The following is an 18423-nucleotide window of genomic DNA, read 5'->3' as shown; positions in this document are numbered from 1 at the left end:
CGCACCCCTCGATCGCTTCCGATCGCCCGCCGGGATCCCCGGACGGCGCAACCATCACATGATCGACTCGTTGGACCGTCCACCACGACAGCACCACGGCTCCCGGGAGGCCCCTTTGCCAGGACGGACGGTGGGCGCGGCAGCGCCGGCCCGAGGGGTCGCGGCGCGTCCCGTGGCCCGGGCGGAGGCCGCGCTGGTGCGCCACTACAGCAGGCTGGTCCGGCTGGCGTACCTCGCTCTGCCGGCCGACCGGGACCGGCACACCCGGGTGCTCGCCGCGCACGCCGCCGTCCAGCGCGCCCTGCCCTTCCGCTGGACCCGCCGTGACGAATCGGGCACCGCCGAAGCGGACCCGGTGTACGCCGCGCTGCGCCTGCGGGTCCTGCGCGCCGCGCTCCGCCCGCACCCGGCCGCCCGCCTGTTCGCGCCCCGGGTCTGGGGGCTGCGGCTGTTCACCCCGCACGGCGGCGAGGAGGACGCGGAACTCGACCGCGCGCTCGCCGCGCTCGACGCCCCGGCCCGGGCCGCGTTCGCCCTGCGGACGGTCGAGGAGCTGGACGCGGACGAGGCCGCGGAGGTGCTGCGGCAGGCGGGGGTGGCACAGCCGGACGAGGCGGTGACCGCGGCCGCCGCCGTCCCGTCCGGCCCGGACCCGCAGCCACCCGCCTTCGACCCGTGCGCGGTCCGAGTGCAGCCCACCGACCTGCTGCGCCGCCGCCGGACGCTGACCGCGGCGTTGGCGGTCGGCGTGCTGGGGCTCACCACCACGGCCGCCGTCCTGGGCGGATCCGGCCCCGCGACGCCCACCGGACCGGCGTCCGGGCCCGCCCCGGGCGCCGCCGATCCGGCCCGGCTGGTCCGGGTGGCGCCCGACGCGTGGCAGCACACCGCACGGGTGGACTTCTCCGCCTGGCCCGCCCGGGGCGACCGCCGCGAGGACGGCGCGCTGCTCGGCCACGCCCTGGCCGCCTGGGCGCAGCCCGGACCGCGGACCCGCACCGAGCCGGGCACCACCGCCGCGCCGCCCCCCGAAGCACCGCAGCTGCTGTTCGCCGGGACGGTGGACGGCACCGGCGTGGTGGTGCTGTACGACGGCCGGCGGATCGCCCGCTACACCGACGGCCGCGACGGCGGTCTGGACCTCGCCCGCGCCGACGACGCGGACCTGACCACGGCGGGCGCGGTGGCACTGCGCCGCCAGGGCACCGCCGTCCGGTATCTGCTGGCGCCCTGGGTGGACGCCGCCGAGACCCGTCGGATCGACCAACCCGACGCCCCTGCCCGCCCGTTGGAGCACCCCGACGGCATCACCACCCCGGCCGCCGGCGGCGGTCCCGCCGACTGCCAGGGCGCCACCCTGCTCCAGTTGCACTCCTCCCCCGTGGTCGCCAAGCACGCCTTCCTGCTGGCCGACCTGGGCGGCCTCGTCCCCGCGCACCTCACCTACGCCGCGCCGCCGGACCGCCCCCAGCCCGCCCAGTCCGACCGCTCCCAGCCGACCCGCGAACCCCACGAGGCGACCGCCCAGGACGCGCTGCAGGCCTGGGCCCGGGCCGGCTGCGCCGTCCCGGACGGCAAACCGGGCGTCAAGCAGCTCGACCTGTGGGCCTTCGCCGTCCAGCCGCTGCCGCAGAACGCGGGCTCGGCCGCCTGGGTCTGCCTGCGCGCCGACCGCTGGAACGGCGAGGGCAGCGCGGCCACCGCCGTCGTCCTGCCGGCGGCCCGCGGACCGCAGCGCACCGGCGGCGGCCCGGGCCGGGCGTGCAGCCGCTTCGAGCAGGACACGGTGGCCTGGGCCTGGTGGCGCTCCCCGCAGGGCACGGAGTACCTGCTCGCGGCGGGCAGCCGCCGCGTCACCCGACTCTCGGTCAAGGGCCCGGACTGGTCCGCCGACCGGCCCGCCGCGGACCACACCCTCGCCGTCGAGCGCCCTGCCCGCGCGGCCGTCCAGGTGGAGGCGCTCCTCGACAACGGCACCCGCATCGGCCCGCTGCACTGAACCCCCGCGCCGCTCAGCCTGCCGCACCCGCGGCACCTGCTGCACCTGACAACTCCGCCTCGTAGTCCGGAAGTTCGACGCTACTGACCTTCTTCCCCAGCTCCAGCATCTTCTCCAGCGCCCACCGCCGGTTCAGTACCGCGTTGCGGAACCGCAGCCCGGTCGCCGTGCGCGGCGCCAGGAACGGCCCGGTGCGGTCGCCGCCCTTCTGGCAGCCCTGCGCGTAGCCGCGCAGCAGCGTCTCGTACCGCTCGAAGGCGGCGCGGTGGTCACCGCGCGCCCGGGCCAGCTCGCCCGCCAGGACGTACGCGGCCACCACCGCCGTCCCGGTGCCCATGCCACCGATGGTCGCGCCGCAGGCGGCGTCGCCGATCAGGGCGATCCGGCCGCTCGACCAGGTGGGCGTGTCGGCCCGGCTGATGGAGTCGAAGTACAGCTCGGGGGCGGCGTCCAGGCTTTCCAGCAGCTGTGGCACCCGCCAGCCGAGATCCGCGAAGGCGGCCCGGACCAGGGTTTTCTGCTGCGCCTGGTCGTGGCGGTCGTAGCGCAGCTCAGGCGAGGCGAACAGGCAGAAGGCGCCCGCCCGGTTCGGGTCCCGGTGGGCGGCGCCGACGGCCATCAGCCGGCCGGGGACGTTCAGTCCCACCGTTCCGACCGGCAGTCCGAGGCCGTTCGGCAGCTGCCAGGTGGCCGCGTAGTAGCCGAGGTGGCGGACGTAGCGCTCCTCCGGGCCGAAGGCGAGCCGACGGACGTTGGAGTGCAGCCCGTCGGCGCCGATCACCAGGTCGAACTCGCGCGGCGCACCGTGCCGGAAGGCGACCCGGACTCCGCTCGGCGTCTCCTCCAGCGCGGTGATCGAGTCGCCGAAGAGGTACTCGGCGCGGGCGCTGCTGTGCCGGTACAGCAGCTGGGCGAGTTCCCCGCGCGGTATTTCCAGGTCGCCGCCCGCGAACTCGGCGGGCAGGTGCAGCAGTCGGCTGCCGTCGGCGGCCAGGAAGGTCATCGGGCTGCCACCGGTGGCGAGTGGGCGCAGCTCGTCCAGCACGCCCATCCGTTCCAGCACGGTCAGGTGGGTGCGGCCGCGGAAGTCGACGTCCTGGCCGCCGTCGCGCAGTGCGGGGGCCAGCTCGACCACGGTCACCTCGAAGCCGTACCGGCCCAGCCAGTGGGCCAGCGCGGGGCCGGCGATGCTCGCGCCCGAGATCAGGATCTTGGTGCTCATGGGGACCACTCCGTCCGAGGATTCGGAAAACTGCGTCCGGCGGACACTGTTTGCTGCTGTGTACGGTAGACACAGTTGGAATGGAGGGCAACCCCCAAGGCAGCACGACGGGAGCGGACGATGAGCGAGGCGGCGAACGACACGGTGCGGCTGCTCTGGGAGCCGCCGGCCAAGCCGACCCGGGGGCCGAAGCCGGCCCTCACCCTGGAGCGGATCGCCGCGGCCGGCGTCGAGGTCGCCGACGCGGAGGGCCTGGGCGCGGTGTCGATGCAGAGGGTGGCCGGGCTGCTCGACTTCACCAAGATGTCGCTCTACCGCTACGTCCCCGGCAAGGCCGAACTGATCGCCCTGATGGTCGAGTCGGCCGTCGACGAGCCCCCACGGCCCGCGGACGGCGCCGACTGGCGGGAGCAACTCTCCGCCTGGGCAGTCCACTTGGCCGCCACCTTCGCCCGGCACCCGTGGCTGCTGGACGCCACCGTCGGCCCCCGGGTGGTCGGCCCGAAGGAACTCACGTGGCTGGAGCGGGTGGTGGCCGCACTCGACGGCCACGGGCTGACCGGCCCCGAGCGGATGGACGCCGCCGTCCTGCTCGCCGGGCACGTGCGCGGGATCGCCGAGCAGTCCCGCGCCGCCGGACCCGCCGGCTCCCCCGAGGCCGAACTCCTCAGCGTCCTCGACACCGTGGTGCGCCGGCACGCCGACCGCTACCCCGCCGTCGCGGCCGCCATGGCCGACCCGGGCGGGCGCGACCAGGCGCTCGACTTCGGCCTGGAACGCATCCTCGACGGCCTGGCCGCCCTGATCGAGCGCCGCACCCGGCAGACCTGAGCCACACCCGGCAGGCCTGACCGCGAGAATCCGGCTCAGCCGCGCACCCGGAAAACCCCTCGGACCACCGCCCGTCCGCCCGCTACCATCGCGCCCCATGGCGATGTTCGTGCACCTGACCGCCGCGGCCAACGCGCCGCGCATCCGCCGCGCCGGGATCCGGGCCGACAGCCGCGGGCAGGGCGGAGCGCGCGGGCTCTACTGCTTCCCCGTGCTGCCCTCGTACACGGTGACCCACCAGTGGCTGCGCGAGCTGGCCAGGTTCGGACCCAAGGGTTCCCTGGTCGCGGTGCACGTCCGACTGGACGACGCGCAGGAGGTCCTGGCCGGGCACTACCGCGACCGAGCGAAGGGCGCCCAGCAGTCGGTGTCCGCGGCCGAGGCGGTGCGGCGGATCGGCGCGCTGGCCGATCCGCGCGGCTGGGAGGTCTTCCTGCCGCGTGCGGTGGGCGCCCGCGAGGTGCACCGGATCCGCGCCGTGCCGCAGGTCGCCGGCTGGCGCTACCTGCCGAACGCCCACGGCACCCGGCCCTGCACCTGCTTCGGCTGCCGGATCCGCGGCGAGTACGGCGGACGTCGGCTGCGCGAGCGCCGGCCGCACGCGCTGGACGGTCCGCCGCCGCCCGTCCCCGTCCTGCTCTCCCGGATCGAGGCGGCCGGCGACCCGGGCGACCCGACCGAGCTGCGGGCCGCCCTGCACTGGTTCGCGATGCGCCGTCGCGGCCCGGTGGACGCCCTGGCCCGCCTGGCCGCGCACCCCGATCCGGGCGTGCGCGAGGATCTGGTCTGGACCGTCGGCACCTGGTCCACCCCGGGCGCCGCCGGGCTGCTGGACGGCCTCGCGGACGATCCGGACCCGGATGTCCGCGAGGCCGTCGAGGCGATGCGGGACCGCTGAGGCCCCGCCGCCACCGGAAGCCGTCAGGAGACGCGCATCCCATCGGTGACCTGCGCCGCTCTCCGCCGACGTGCCCGTCCGGCCGATCCGGGTGAGCATGGGACAAACCGCGTCTTTGGCGATTCGGCGATTCGGCGCGCCGGTCGGCTCCGGTGGCGCCCGGAAGGTGGACTGCGATGTTCCAGCTCCTGTGGATTCTGCTCATCGGCTTCGTGCTCGGCGTGCTCGCCAAGCTGATCCTGCGCGGCCCGCAGGCGATTCCCTGGTGGCTGACCATGCTGCTCGGCGCCGCCGGGGCCTGGCTCGGCAACGCCGTCTCCGGCTGGGTCGGCGTCCGCCACACCTCGGGCATCGACTGGATTCGGCACATCCTCCAACTCGCCTTCGCCGTCGGCCTGGTGGCCTTCGTCGCGCCCGCCTGGAGCAGGTCCCACCACAGCCGCTGACCTCGTGGCCCCGGCCGGCCCGCCGGGCTGAGCGGTACGGCCGCACCCCGCGGCCGTACCGCTCAGCCCACGTGCACGGCCGGACGGCGCGAGCGGTCCGGTTCGGCCTCGCGCAGCACCTCGCGGGTGACCGGTGCGATCTCACCCTGCCCGAACAGGAAGAACCGCAGGAACTGCGCGAAGGGGTTGCCCTCGGTCCACTCGAAGTAGATGTGCGGCTGCTGCCCGGTCAGGTCGCGGACCTGCAGCAGCAGGGCGGCCAGCGCGTTGGGGACGCTGGAGCTCTGCAGCGACAGCACCCGGTAGCGGTCGTGCATCACCTCGCCGTGCACGGTCAGTTCGGCTTCGAAGTCGGACGGGTCGAGCACGGTGACCTCGACGAAGACCAGGTCGTCCTCGACCGGGATGTCGTTGTCCCGGCGGATCTGGTGGATCTTGTCCCGGTACTCGGCGAGGTCCCGGCTGTTCGGCTCGTTGGCGATCAGCCGCAGCGGGCGGTGCATGTAGTCCCGGACGAACCGCTCCGCGACGTCGTCCAGCACCACGTCGGTGACGCGCAGTTCGAAGGCCCGCTTGAGCCGGGAGAGGAAGGAGACCAGCATGATGCCCGCGATGAAGCAGGCACCGATCTTGACGCCGTCCGGCCGCTCGGCGATGTTGACCGCCGTGGTGTAGAGGAACACCGCCGCGATCACCGCGAAGCCGGACCGCCAGCGGCGCTGTCCGGCCTTGTGCGCGGCGATGGTGACGGCGATCGCGGCGGAGCTGATCAGCACCAGGACGCCGGTCGCGTACGCGCCGCCCTGGGCGTCCACGTTGGCGTCGAAGAGCCAGGTGACCAGGAAGGCGATCAGGGTGAGGACGATGACGGTGGGCCGCACGGCGCGGGCCCAGTGCGGCGCCATGCCGTAGCGGGGCAGGTAGCGCGGCATCAGGTTGAGCAGTCCGGCCATCGCGGAGGCGCCGGCGAACCAGAGGATGGCGATCGTGGACAGGTCGTAGATGCTGCCGAAGGCGCTGCCGAGGTACTCGTGGGCGAGGTAGGCGAGCGCCCGCCCGTTGGCCGGGCCGCCCTTCTTGAAGGCGTCGGCCGGGATGAGCAGGGTGGTGATGAAGCTGGTGGCGATCAGGAAGCAGCTCATGATCGCGGCGGCGGTGGTGAGCAGCAGGCGGGCGCCCCGGATCCGGCCGGTGGGCTTCTCCTCGGTGTCGTCGGGGTCGCCCTCGATGTGCGGCATCACGGCGACGCCGGTCTCGAAGCCGGACAGGCCGAGCGCGAGCTTGGGGAAGACGATCAGGGCGACGCCGACCATGGCGATCACGTTGCCGTGCTCCATGATGAGCGCGTCGGTCCAGTCGCTGAACAGGTGCGGGGCCTTGAGCACGTTCCAGAGCCCGTCGACGACCACCACGACGTTCAGCGCGAGGTAGACCGCGACCAGCACCACGGCCAGGCCGATCGCCTCGCCGAAGCCCTTGAGGAAGACCCCGCCGAGCAGCGCGATCATGATCAGGGTGAGGAGGACCTCCTTGCCGGTCAGCGCGCTGTGCAGGTGCGGGTTCTCGACCAGGTGCGCGCTCGCGTCGGCGGCGGACAGGGTGATGGTGATCATGAAGTCGGTGGCCGCGAAGCCCAGCAGCGCGAGGACGAACAGCTTGCCCTTCCAGAACGACAGCAGCCGCTCCAGCATCGCGATCGAGCCCTCGCCGTGCGGGCTCTCCTGGGCGACCCGCCGGTAGACCGGGAGCGCGCCGAGCAGGGTGACGATCACCAGCACGATGGTCGCCAGCGGCGACACCAGGCCGGCCGCGAGAGCGGCGATGCCGGGCTGGTAGCCGAGCGTGGAGAAGTAGTCCAGGCCGGTCAGGCACATGACCCGCCACCAGCGCTGCCCCTTCACGTGCGGCACCTGGGCGTGCGGGCCGGGGTGCTGCTTGGCCCTGTCCGCCAGGCCTTCGAGCATCCACGCCCGGAACCGCCCGCCCTTGGGCCGGGACGGCGCCCCCGGTTCGGCCGAACCCGACGAGACCACGTACACCCCTGTCCACGACTCGGTCGGCCGCCTACGGGGCCGGACCCCCTGTGGCCGCCGGACGGCGGGCCTGGTCAGGCTAGGTGACCGGGTCGGGCCCGCCCGGGAACCGCGCGGGCCAACACGCCAGGGTGCGCCCGTACGGCCCTCCCGGCCGGCGGGCGGCGTCCGGCCGTGCCCGGCGGCCCGGCGCGTTTACCCGGACTCGGCCTCCGGAACGGGTGAGGATGTCCGCGCGCATTGACGCACGAGGTTGACGCTCCGGGTCGGCGCGGGCCGATCGACACCATCGACACAGCTGCGAACCAGAGGGAGGCCGCGGTGGCGGTACCGAGCCGGCGGGGGATCCTGGGCCTGGGCCTGATGGCAGCCGCCGTCACCTCCTGCGGTGCCCGTCACCCGGAGCCGGCACCGGCCCCGCACCCCTCCGCCGAACCACCGGCCGGCCCCGGCGCGGGGGACGCCGGCCGGCACGCCGGGGCGACCAACGACCTGAAGCACGAGCAGGCCCTGCCCGGCACGCCCGGCTGGGAGATCACCGACCCCGGCCCGGACGCCGCCATCGCGGGCTTCGCCGACCGGGTCAGCGTGCTGCCCGGCGAGAGCTTCGGCCTGCACGTCTCCACCCCGGCCTCCGCGTTCACCGTCTCCGCCTACCGGATGGGCTGGTACGACGGCGCCCGCGCCCGCCTGGTCTGGCGCCGCGAACACGTCCCCGGCGACCAGCAGCCCGCGCCGCACGTCGACCCGGCGACCCGCACCGTGCTGACCGGCTGGCAGCGCACCCTCGCCGTGGACACCACCGGCTGGCCCGAGGGCGCGTACCTGCTGCGCCTGGACACCGAGGACGGCTCCGGCCACCGCTACGTGCCGCTCACCGTCCGCTCGGCCGTCACCGCCGGGAAGACGGTGATCATGAGCGCCCCGGCGACCTGGCAGGCCTACAACGAGTGGGGCGGCTACAGCCTCTACAACGGCCCGACCGGAGGCCTGGCCACCCGTTCGCTGAAAGTCGTCTTCGACCGGCCGTACGACTACGACCACGGCGCCGGGCTGTTCCTGGTCTACGAGGCGCCGCTGGTCGCCCTCGCCGAGCGGCTGGGTCTGCCGCTCGCCTACACCACCGGCATCGACGTGGCCCGCGAGCCCGGGCTGCTGACCGGCGCGACCACCGTGGTGTCGCTGGGCCACGACGAGTACTGGTCCCCCGAGCAGCGCGCCCGGGTGGTCGCCGCCCGCGACGCCGGGACCAACCTGGCGATCCTGGGCGCCAACTGCTGCTTCCGCCGGGTCCGCTTCGAGCCGACCGACCTCGGCCCGGAGCGCACGGTGGTCTGCTACAAGGGCGCCTGGGCGCAGGACCCGGGGTACCAGGCGGGCGCCCCGGCGACCACCGACTTCCGGGCCGACCCGGGCGCCGACCCGGAGAGCTCGATGCTCGGCGTGATCTACGACGGCTACCCGGTGGACGCCCCGTACGTGGTCACCTCCCCCGGGCACTGGGCCTTCGAGGGGACGGGCGTCGCGGCCGGGGCGTCCTTCCCGCACCTGGTCGGCGTCGAGTACGACCGGGTGGACACCGCCTTCCCCACCCCGCGCCCGATCGAGGTGATCGCCCACTCCCCCGTGGTCTGCGAGGGCCGCCACTCCCACTCCGACACCGCCTACTACACCGTGCCCGGCGGCGCCGGGGTCTTCGCCTCCGGCACGATGCGCTGGGTCGAGACCCTCGACGCCCACGGCCCCGGCGGTGGCAAGGCCGACCACGGCATCGACGCCCAGGCCGGGGACCTGGTCCGCAGGACCACCGAGAACGTCCTGCGCACCTTCGCCGCCGGCCCGGCCGCCCGCACCCACCCGGCCCAGGACAACCTCGGCGCCGTCTACGGCACGGCGTAGCGGCGAGTTCTCCGGACACCGTTCCGGGCGGGGGCGGCCCGCCGCGGGAGCGCATCGTGGTCGAACGGACGTCCGACCGCCGCCCGCGGCAGGAGGGGGCCCGCGCCCCCGATACACTCACCCGGTCCAACCAGCGCAGGTCGTCCAGGCAAACCGACCGGTGCGGCCCGGGTGCCGACCGGCGAGTGCACGAGGGAAACAGAACATGGTCGAGGCCTCCCCCAAGGTCGTTGTGGTCGTCCCCACGTACAACGAGCGGGAGAACCTCCCGGTCCTCGCGGGCCTGATCGCGGAGCTTCCGGTGCCGAACCTGCACCTCCTGGTGGTCGACGACAACTCGCCCGACGGCACCGGCGAGATCGCCGAGAAGCTCGCCGCGGACTCCGGCGGCACCGTCGGCGTGCTGCACCGCACCGAGAAGAATGGCCTCGGCCGCGCCTACCTGGCCGGCATGGACCGGGCCCTGGACGAGGGCGCCGACGTCGTGGTCCAGATGGACGCCGACCTCTCGCACCCGGCCTCGGTGATTCCCGAGATGGTGCGGACCCTGCTCACCGACGACACCGGCGTGGTGATCGGCTCCCGCTACGTCACCGGCGGCTCCACCGCCGCCGAGTGGCCCTGGCACCGCAAGGCCCTGTCCGCCTGGGCCAACCTCTACGTCAACACCATCCTCGGCCTGGGCGTCAGGGACGCCACCGCCGGGTTCAAGGCCTGGCGCGCGAGCACCCTGCGCGCCATCGACCTGCCGACCGTGCAGAGCAACGGCTACTCGTTCCAGGTCGAGATGAACTACCGGGTGGTCAAGCAGGGCATGACGATCCGCGAGGTGCCGATCCGCTTCGAGGAGCGGATCGAGGGCGCCTCGAAGATGAGCATCGGGGTGCAGGTCGAGTCCGCGCTGGCCCCCTGGAAGCTGCGCTTCCACCGCGGCAACTGACCGGAGGCAGCCGGAAGGCGACCAGTAGCCGGTCGGAACCGCTCGTTTTCACGGGTCCTGCGGGTTCATACGGGTTCATCCGGGCTCATACGGGTGCCGGACGGGCCCGGGACCGGTGTGAAGGGCGGCGGCGGGGAAAGAAGGGCGACATGGCCCTTCTCCCGGAGTCACTCACGGCCCTGATCCGCCGCAGCGCGCGGGAACCCTTCGTGGTCCAGACCATGCGGGCCACCGTCGCGGCCACCATCGCCTACGCGGTGGCGACGCAGCTCAGCGCCGAGCCCGCCCCGCTGACGGCGCCGCTGACCGCGCTGCTGGTGGTCCAGGTCACCGTCTACTCGACGCTCAAGACCAGCATCCGCCGGGTCAACTCGGTGGTCGTCGGGGTGCTGATCGCGATCGGCTTCAGCGCCGTGGTCGGACTCTCCTGGTGGAGCCTCGGGCTGATCATCCTGGCCTCGCTGGTCGTCGGCCGGTTCGTCCGGGTCGAGGAGTTCGTCCAGGAGGTCGCGATCAGCGCGATGCTGATCCTGGGCGTCACCAAGCTGGCCTCCCAGGCCTGGGACCGGGTGCTGGAGACGCTCATCGGCGCCGCTGTCGGCCTGCTGTTCAACCTGGTGTTCGCGCCGCCGGTCTGGGTGGACACCGCCGGGGAGTCGATCGAGGACCTCGCCCGGCGGGCCCGGCAGCTGCTGGTCGACATCTCCGAGGAACTGGGCCGGCCCACCCCGGTCGCCCGGGCCGCCGAGCGGCTGCACGAGGCCCGCCGGCTGGACCAGGCGATCTCCGAGGTGGACGCGGCGCTGCGGCAGGCCGAGGACAGCCTGCGGTTCAACCCCCGGATCAGCGAGGGGCTGCTGTCCCGGCTGGTGCTGCGCACCGGGCTGGACACCCTGGAGATCTGCGTCGTGGTGATCCGGGTGCTGGCCCGCTCGCTGACCGACCTGGCCAAGCGGCGCGCGCCCGGCGAGCGGCTCTTCCCACCGGACGTCGCGGTGGGCCTGGAGGAGCTGCTGGACCACGTCGGCGGGGCGATGGTGAGCTTCGCGGTGCTGGTGACCACCCAGGTGAGCCGCAGCGCCGAGGAGGCGGAGACCCGGCTGACCGCCGAGCTGGCGGCGGCCTGGGCCTGCCGGGAGAACGTCGCCCCGGTGCTGCTGCGCAAGGTGCAGGAGCACCCGGAGGCCTGGCAGCTGCACGGTTCGATACTGGCCGAGGTGGACCGGATCCTGGACGAGCTGGACCTGGAGCACCGCAGCCGACGGCTGATGGAGGAGCTGGACCGGGCGTCGGTGGCGAACCGGGAGCGGTTCGCGCGGTTCGCCGGGCTGCGCCGGTTCCTGCGCGGCGAGCGGGGGCGGGGGCGCGGGCGGGGAACTGCGGGGCGCCCGGCAGCGGAGGCCGGGCGCCGATCCGCTGCCGGGCGCTGACGGCCTGCGGGGCCTCAGGCCATCAGGGCCTCAGGGCGTCAGGGCATCAGCCAGGGCTGCTGCGGGAGCGGGTGGCCGGTCTCCAGGTAGGTCTTGAGGTTGGAGAGCACCGCCGCCCAGCCCTCCTCGGCGTTCGTCCGCTCGGCCTCGTCGGCGAGGTTCTCGTGGGTGACGGTGAGCCGGGTGAGGTCCTGCCAGCTGCGGATGTCGAAGGTGACCCGCGAGGGCCCGCCGGGGCGCCGCTCCTGCGGGCCGGCCCAGGTGGTGACCAGCCGGTGCGGGCGGTCGGCGGCCTCGACGGTGCCGACGACGTCGGAGATCCCGGAGTCGTCGGTGCGCTGGTGCTCCCAGGGCGCGCCGGGCAGCCAGGTCGAGACGTTGCGGTGGCCCCAGTAGAGGCCGGACTCGTCGGCGTTGGTGAGCGCGTGCCAGACCCGCTCGGGGGCGGCCCGCAGGTAGACGATCGCGCGGTGGGCGGAGGCGGTCACGGCATCAGCCCTCGGCCGCGTCGAGCAGCTGCCGGATGTCGAGCTTCTGCATCCGCAGCACGGTCGCCATCACGCGGTCGGCCTTGGCCCGGTCGCGGTCGCCGATCAGGTCGAGCAGGACGCGCGGCGTGATCTGCCAGGACAGGCCGAAGCGGTCCTTGAGCCAGCCGCACGGGCCCTCCTGGCCGCCGTCGGCGGTGAGCTTGGCCCAGAGCTCGTCGATCTCCCGCTGGTCCTCGCACTCCACCTGCAGCGAGACGGCCTCGGTGAACGTGAACTCCGGGCCGCCGTTGAGGGCGACGTACTCCCGGCCGGCGAGTTCGAAGGCGACGGTCATGACCGAGCCGGCCTCGCGGGGGCCGGCCTCGCCGTAGTGGGTGACCTGCGTGATGCGGGAGTTGGGGAAGACCGAGGTGTAGAAGGCGGCGGCCTCTTCGGCCTGGTCGTCGAACCAGAGGAAGGTGCTGATTTTCTGCATGGGCCCGACGGTAGCGGCGGGGCCCGACAGGAAGGCCGAGCCACGGCCGGGGGTCACCGGTTCGGCGCCCCACGGCCGTGGCGGGAGCACGGATCAGTGCACCCAGCCCGCGTAGCGCTGGGTGAAGCGCTGACCGGTGTGGGCGGTCACGATGACGTCGTAGCGACCCTGCCTGTCCAGCGGCCAGGCCAGGTCGGCCTGCTTGCCGGGCTTGACCCAGACGGTCTGCGCGGTGCCCGCGAAGTCGTTGGGCGCGGCGGTGAAGGCCACGTCGGTCATGCCGTCGTTGGCCAGTTGGAGGCTGAACTTCCCGTTGCCGCGCAGGTCGGCGGTGACGATCGGCACGCCGATGTCGTTCTGGCCGTCCTGCCCGTCCCGGACCACCGTGCCGGCGAAGCGGCGGACGAAGCCGTCCGGGCCGTGGACGGTGAAATCGTAGCGGCCGTCGGTGGCGGCCGCGTCCCAGACGTACCGGGCGGTGGCGCCGGGGGCGACGGTGTACGGGGTGCCCGCGAAGGGGAACACGATGTTGGGGTAGACGGTGTACGGGAACGCCACCGAACCGTCGTTGCTCATCGTGCAGGTGACCTTGCCGGTCTTCCGGTCCACCTCCACGTCGGCCCACGGCTGGTACGGCAGGGGGCGGTGCGGGCGCTCGCCGCGCTCCTGGACGGGCATCGACTGGGCGCCGACCGCCGGCAGGGCGACACCGGGCAGCTTGGCGCCCGCGTCGGCCTTGGCCATCAGGGCCTTGGTGTCGGGCAGCTTCGGGATCGAGTACTCGGGGGCGGCGAAGTCGAAGCAGCTGGTGAGGTCACCGCAGACGGCCCGGCGCCAGGCCGAGATGTTGGGCTCGGCCACGCCGGTGACCTGCTCCATGAAACGCAGCACCGAGGTGTGGTCGAAGACCTGGGAGTTGACCCAACCGCCGCGCGACCACGGCGAGATGACCCAGAGCGGGACGCGGTTGCCGAGGCCGATGGCCCGTCCCTGGGTGAACTCCTCGGGGGTGCCGGGCTCGGGGGTGGGCGGGACCATGTGGTCGAAGTAGCCGTCGTTCTCGTCGTACATGACCAGGAAGACGGTGTGCCGCCAGACGTCCGGGTTGGACATCAGCGACTGCAGCGCCTGGTCGACCCAGTGCGCGCCGTAGGCCGGTCCGGCCTCCGGGTGCTCGGAGAACAGGTAGGGCGCGACCAGCCAGGAGACGGTCGGCAGGGTGCCGTCCTTGCAGTGGCGGTCGAAGTCGGCCGGGTCGAACTTGGTCATCGCGTTGACGTACCGCGGGTCGTCGGGCGCGAACGCGTGGAACTGCTTGAAGTAGGAGAGCGCGTTGTCGTCGTAGTCGCCGGTGCGGTCGTCCTTGCTGGGGTTGTGGTAGACGCGCCAGGTGACGCCGGCCGCCTGCAGCCGCTCGGCGTAGGTGGTCCAGTCGGCGACGGGGTTGTCGGTGACCGGGGTGTTGTCGATCCACGGGCCGGTGGTGCCGTCGCGGCCGGGGCCGGAGGTGCCGGTCCACAAGTAGAGGCGGTTGGGGTCGGTGGGGCCGGCGAGGGAGGTGAAGTAGGCGTCGCAGACGGTGAAGGCGTCGGCCAGGGCGTACTGGTAGGGGATGTCGTCGCGGGTGAAGTAGCCCATGGTGCGCTCGCCCTTGGCGGCGATCCACTTGTTCATCGCACTGTTGTTGATGGCCTGGTGGCCGGTCGCCCAGTCGTGGGCCAGGCCGCCGGCGTTCTGCGCGTTGTACTTGGCGGTGTCCATCCGGTACGGCAGCATCGCGCCGCCGTCACTGCGGCGGGTGTCCGGCTGGCGGAACACGTCGGTGCCGTCCGGGAACCGGAGCGCCTGCTTGTCGCCGAAACCGCGGACGCCGGCGAGGGTACCGAAGTAGTGGTCGAAGGAACGGTTCTCCTGCATCAGGACGACGACGTGCCTGACGTCCTTGATGGTGCCGGTGGCCCGGTCGGATCCGGCGGGGGCAGGAGCGGGGGCGGCTTCGGCGGTGCCAGCGGCGGACGCGGCTTCGGCCGGGGCGGCGGCCAGGCCGGTCAGGGCGGTGGCGCCGACCGCCGCGGTGGCGCCGACGAAGGTGCGGCGGGAGAGCTCGGGCATCACGAACTGACCTCTCAGAGCTGGAAGGTGGCGACGGCGGCGGCGGTGTCGGAGGGCCACTCGTTGGCGGCGGTGTTCGGCTCGGGCTGCGGCCAGTCGGCGACCAGGGTGTGCGCCTCGACCAGCTTCAACGGGCCGGCGTACTGGACGTAGTCGATGCGGTCCTGCGGCTCGGGCCGGTCGCCGCGCTGCTTGCGGGTGGGCGACCAGGTGGCCCCGGGGGCCTTGGCCGGGTCGCGGTACTCCTCGCGGAAGGCGTCGGTCAGCCCGGCGGCCTCCAGGGCGACGGTGACCGGCCAGTCGAGCGGGCCGACGCCGTGGTGGGCGGCGGCGGTGGCGGCCGTCCAGTCCCGGTGGGAGGGCGAGGAGAGCGCGCCGCCCAGGACGACCGGGACACGCCGGGCGAGGTCCGCGCGCACGGCGGCGGCCAGCAACCCGGCCTGCTTCACCCGGAGCGAGCCGTTCTCGGCGGCCACGGTCTGCGCGGCGGAGCTGCCGTCCTGGACCGCGTACGGGCCGTAGCCCGCCTCGTCCAGGTGAGCGGCCCAGAAGCGCACCTCGCGGCCGCCGGGCAGCCGGAGGGTGGCCGCGGCGGCGGGCAGGTCGGCGGTCGGCGGGGTGACGACGGCGAGCGGGTAGCGGCTGAGGATGCCGACGCTGCCCGGGCTCTGGTAGGCGTACCAGCCGAGGGCGTCGGCCAGGGTCTTGGCCCGCTCCCCCGCCGTCTCCTGCAAGGCGAGCACGTCCAGGCCCTGGGCGAGGACCACGCGCAGCTGCTTCTCCAGCGCGTCCGTGGAGGCCGCGCCCGCGTTGTGCAGGTTCCAGCTCGCGGCCTTGAGGCGGGGCGGCGCGGCCGGGTCGACGACGGGGACCAGGACGGTGACGGTGTCGGTGGCGCCCGCGCTGTCCTTGACGCCGACGACGACCACCTCGGGGTTCTTGCCGGGGGTGGCGGGAGCGGTGCCGGTCAGCGTGCCATCGGCGCTGACCGAGGCCCAGGCCGGGCCGCTGACCTTGCGGAAGGCGGCGGAGCCGGGCACATTGCCGACCGGCCGGGACCAGAGGCCGCCGAGCTTGACCTGTACGGCGGCGCCCGGGGCGACCGGCGTCGCGGTGAAGGCGTCGACGGCGGCGTGCGGGCGGACGACGGCGGGCTTGGGGCGGAAGCCGAACGGCGCGCTCCGGGCGAGGATGCCGTACCCGTCCTTGGCGAGGAGGTAGGCGGTGTACGGGCCACCGGTCAGCGCGGAGGTGTCGATCTGCACGTCGCCGGAGGTGCCCGGGACGTACTTCCACAGGAGCGACGAACCGGTGCCGGGCTGCCGGGTGCCGTCGTAGATGCCGACCCAGTTCTTGGCGTCGGGAGCATCGGTGGTCCAGTGGAAGGTGAGCCGGTCGCCTTCGGTGGGGTCGGTGGATGAGGTGATGGTCAGGGCGCTGCCTGCGGCCACGGTTGTCCTGTCCGCCGCCCGGTGCCCGGTCCGCCGGGGGACGGTTCGCCGGGGCCGGGTACGGCTGGTCACGGAAGGCTGGGAGGAAGAGGTGCTCCACAGTTGGCTGTACAACTGCGGGCTGCCTCATTCATCCGAAGGCCAGCGACCTGCACATGAACGACGCATGACGGAACATCGGGCGGTACGGGAACATCCGCGCACAGCGAAAGGGCCGCGACGGGTGATCCGTCGCGGCCCTCCTACGGGTATGCGGTTGTCGGCTCTCAGCTGCCGACTGTCAGCGGTGGCGCGTTGTCGGCTGTGGTGCCGTTGTCGCCGGGCTCGTGGCGCCGCTCAGGCCAGGGCGAGGAACAGCTGCCAACCGCTTCCCCCGCCGGTTTCCCCCGCGCGAGGTCAGCGGCGGGCCAGCCGGCGCTCGCCACCGGCGCCGGTCGCGTACGGAAGCTCGTAGTGGGCGAACACGGCGGGCTCGTCCTCGGCGGGCAGGACGTCGTCGGTGCCGATCGCCGGAGCATCCTTGACCTGGTTCTTCGCATACGCCACCCGGACGTAGTCCGGCCCGACCACGGCGCCCTCCAGCGGCACGAAGACCAGCCGGCGCCGACCGGCGAAGCCCACCGTGACGGTGGCGAAGAACGGCTCGTCACTGGCCGTCTCGACGTAGACCGACTCCAGCGTGCCGATGCGGTGGCTCTTCTCGTCGACCACGGCATGGCCACGCCACTCGCGGATGTCTGCCATTGCGATCACCACGGCCCGGACCTCCCGCCGCCGGTTGTACCACTGCCCCGGGACTTCCATCCTGCGCCGGGAGGGACCGCGGCGCGCGGCGAGCCTCCGCGCACGCCCGCCGAGACGAAAGGGACAAACGGGGGTGACCCGATCAACCGGCACCAGGGCCGTGCCCTGGGCTGCAGGCTGTGCGCCGGCAAGGCCGCGAGTAGATCATCAGACCCTTGCGGGCAGCGGTTCCGGGCGAGGCTTCCGGGGGCCACCCGCCGAGCTGCAGGCGGCTGCCGCCGGGTGGCGGCCGGAGAGGTGGACGATGCCGTCACGGGCGGGGGCGAGGCACCCGAGGAAATGGCGGGTCTTTCGCCTGCCGGTCGGTGCTCCCGTAGGGTGCGCGGGTCGTGGTCGCGGGGAGGGCGGTTCGGAACGCGGTGGCACCGGGGGCGGTCGGGCGGCAGCGGTTGGCGGGGGCGGCGCGGGCCGCACTGGGTGGCGGGCGGCGGCTGGAGACCGTCGAGCGGCTTGCGGGTGGCAGCAAGAAGGGCGCGTACCGCCTGGTGATGGACGATGCGGCGACGGTGGTCGCCTACCTGTGGGATGACGCCGAGAACTACTGGCCGGCGGCCGAGGGCGACAGCGACCTCACCAACCCGTTCTCCCCCGGCCTCGGGCTCGACCTGTTCGAGGCCGCGCACGCGCGGCTGGACGCGCTCGGCGTCCGGGTCCCGGCGATCCGGCTCCTGGACCGCGACGGCGTCCACGGCCCGTCGGACCTCGCGATCGTCGAGGACCTCCCGGGCGGGAACCTGGAGGACCTGCTCGCGCGCGACCCACGCTCGGCCGCCCCGGTGGTCGCCCGGCTCGGGGAAGCGCTGGAGGCGATGCGAGGTCATCGGGCGTCCGGGTACGGCAAGGTGGCCGTGGTCGACGGAGGGGGAACCTCGCGCGGTACGTCCTGCGAGGCGGTCGTCCTGGACCGTGCGCTGCGCGACCTCGCCGAGGCTGCATCGCGCGACCGGCGGATCGCGCACACCCAAGGTCGGCTGGAGCAACGGCTGCTGGGCCTGACGGCGGCGGTGCGGCCGCGCGCGGAGTACGCGGTCGTGCACGGCGAACTCGGGCCCGACCACGTCCTGGTGGACGCGGACGGGCACCCGGTGCTGATCGACATCGAAGGCACGATGTACTTCGACGTCGAGTGGGAGCACGTCTTCCTGCGGATCCGCTTCCACGACGCCTACCGGCCGCCGGCGGTGGACGGGCTGGACGAGGCCCGGCTCGCCCTCTACACGCTGGCGCAGCGGCTGTCGCTGACGGCGGGCCCGCTGCGGCTGCTCGACGGCGACTTCCCCGACCGGTCGGCCATGGCCGGCATCGCCGAGTACAACCTCCGGCAGGCGCTGGCCCTGCTGTGACGTGGGCTCGGATCGGCTGGACGAGCAGCTCCGAAACCGGTCAGTGGTC

15 protein-coding genes are annotated in these 18423 nt (G+C 73.8%); 8 read left to right on the top strand and 7 right to left on the bottom strand.

The window, feature by feature from the left end:
- Nucleotides 1–172: 172 nt before the first annotated feature.
- Nucleotides 173–1999, top strand: a complete 1827-nt coding sequence (locus ACZ51D_RS36670) for a hypothetical protein (protein ID WP_465664699.1) — start codon at nt 173–175, stop codon at nt 1997–1999.
- Nucleotides 2000–2012: 13 nt separating this feature from the next.
- Here the strand turns inward: ACZ51D_RS36670 and ACZ51D_RS36665 are convergent, their stop codons facing one another.
- Nucleotides 2013–3221: an FAD-dependent monooxygenase gene (locus ACZ51D_RS36665; protein WP_465664698.1), complete on the bottom strand. Its 1209-nt coding sequence runs from the start codon at nt 3219–3221 to the stop codon at nt 2013–2015.
- Between the two features lie 120 nt (nt 3222–3341).
- Between ACZ51D_RS36665 and ACZ51D_RS36660 the strand changes: the two genes are divergently transcribed.
- The 3 genes from ACZ51D_RS36660 to ACZ51D_RS36650 all read left to right on the top strand — a co-directional run bounded on the left by ACZ51D_RS36660 (nt 3342) and on the right by ACZ51D_RS36650 (nt 5396).
- Complete coding sequence (locus ACZ51D_RS36660) at nt 3342–4052, top strand: TetR/AcrR family transcriptional regulator (protein WP_465664697.1); 711 nt, start codon at nt 3342–3344, stop codon at nt 4050–4052.
- A gap of 97 nt (nt 4053–4149) precedes the next feature.
- The gene (locus ACZ51D_RS36655; RefSeq protein WP_465618233.1) at nt 4150–4950 is read left to right on the top strand and encodes a HEAT repeat domain-containing protein; all 801 of its coding nucleotides are present in this window, start codon (nt 4150–4152) and stop codon (nt 4948–4950) included.
- Nucleotides 4951–5126: 176 nt separating this feature from the next.
- On the top strand, nt 5127–5396 hold the full coding sequence (locus ACZ51D_RS36650) for a GlsB/YeaQ/YmgE family stress response membrane protein (protein WP_465618231.1): 270 nt from the start codon (nt 5127–5129) through the stop codon (nt 5394–5396).
- A 62-nt stretch (nt 5397–5458) separates the two neighbouring features.
- On the opposite strand, the gene ACZ51D_RS36645 is transcribed toward ACZ51D_RS36650, so the two are convergent.
- Entirely contained in the window at nt 5459–7360 is a 1902-nt protein-coding gene (locus tag ACZ51D_RS36645; RefSeq protein WP_465664704.1) for an APC family permease, read from the bottom strand.
- A gap of 390 nt (nt 7361–7750) precedes the next feature.
- Here ACZ51D_RS36645 and ACZ51D_RS36640 point away from each other — a divergent pair, with 390 nt between their 5' ends.
- From ACZ51D_RS36640 to ACZ51D_RS36630, 3 genes are all read left to right on the top strand, one after another.
- Nucleotides 7751–9328 (top strand): N,N-dimethylformamidase beta subunit family domain-containing protein, encoded by a 1578-nt coding sequence (locus tag ACZ51D_RS36640; protein WP_465664696.1) that lies wholly within the window; start codon nt 7751–7753, stop codon nt 9326–9328.
- Nucleotides 9329–9533: 205 nt separating this feature from the next.
- Complete coding sequence (locus tag ACZ51D_RS36635; protein ID WP_465664695.1) at nt 9534–10268, top strand: polyprenol monophosphomannose synthase; 735 nt, start codon at nt 9534–9536, stop codon at nt 10266–10268.
- A 149-nt stretch (nt 10269–10417) separates the two neighbouring features.
- Entirely contained in the window at nt 10418–11698 is a 1281-nt protein-coding gene (locus tag ACZ51D_RS36630) for an FUSC family protein (RefSeq protein ID WP_465618225.1), read from the top strand.
- Nucleotides 11699–11736: 38 nt separating this feature from the next.
- Here ACZ51D_RS36630 and ACZ51D_RS36625 read toward each other — a convergent pair whose 3' ends face one another.
- The 5 genes from ACZ51D_RS36625 to ACZ51D_RS36605 form a co-directional block, all read right to left on the bottom strand.
- The gene (locus ACZ51D_RS36625) at nt 11737–12186 is read right to left on the bottom strand and encodes an SRPBCC family protein (RefSeq protein WP_360504515.1); all 450 of its coding nucleotides are present in this window, start codon (nt 12184–12186) and stop codon (nt 11737–11739) included.
- 4 nt (nt 12187–12190) lie between these two features.
- Nucleotides 12191–12664 carry a VOC family protein gene (locus ACZ51D_RS36620; protein ID WP_465618223.1) on the bottom strand — a complete coding sequence of 158 codons (474 nt, stop codon included), beginning with the start codon at nt 12662–12664 and terminating at the stop codon, nt 12191–12193.
- A 93-nt stretch (nt 12665–12757) separates the two neighbouring features.
- Complete coding sequence (locus ACZ51D_RS36615) at nt 12758–14776, bottom strand: phosphocholine-specific phospholipase C (protein ID WP_465618221.1); 2019 nt, start codon at nt 14774–14776, stop codon at nt 12758–12760.
- A 14-nt stretch (nt 14777–14790) separates the two neighbouring features.
- On the bottom strand, nt 14791–16227 hold the full coding sequence (locus ACZ51D_RS36610) for an endonuclease/exonuclease/phosphatase family protein (RefSeq protein ID WP_465618219.1): 1437 nt from the start codon (nt 16225–16227) through the stop codon (nt 14791–14793).
- Nucleotides 16228–16623: 396 nt separating this feature from the next.
- A complete protein-coding gene (locus tag ACZ51D_RS36605; protein WP_465618217.1) occupies nt 16624–16971 on the bottom strand; it encodes a PRC-barrel domain-containing protein in 348 nt (115 codons plus the stop codon).
- A gap of 449 nt (nt 16972–17420) precedes the next feature.
- Between ACZ51D_RS36605 and ACZ51D_RS36600 the strand changes: the two genes are divergently transcribed.
- On the top strand, nt 17421–18374 hold the full coding sequence (locus tag ACZ51D_RS36600) for a phosphotransferase family protein (RefSeq protein WP_465664703.1): 954 nt from the start codon (nt 17421–17423) through the stop codon (nt 18372–18374).
- Nucleotides 18375–18423 lie beyond the last annotated feature (49 nt).

This window comes from Kitasatospora sp. NPDC033851, assembly GCF_055576085.1.
The sequence above is the reverse complement of the archived record's forward strand: the minus strand, read 5'-3'. Positions and strand labels throughout refer to the sequence as shown.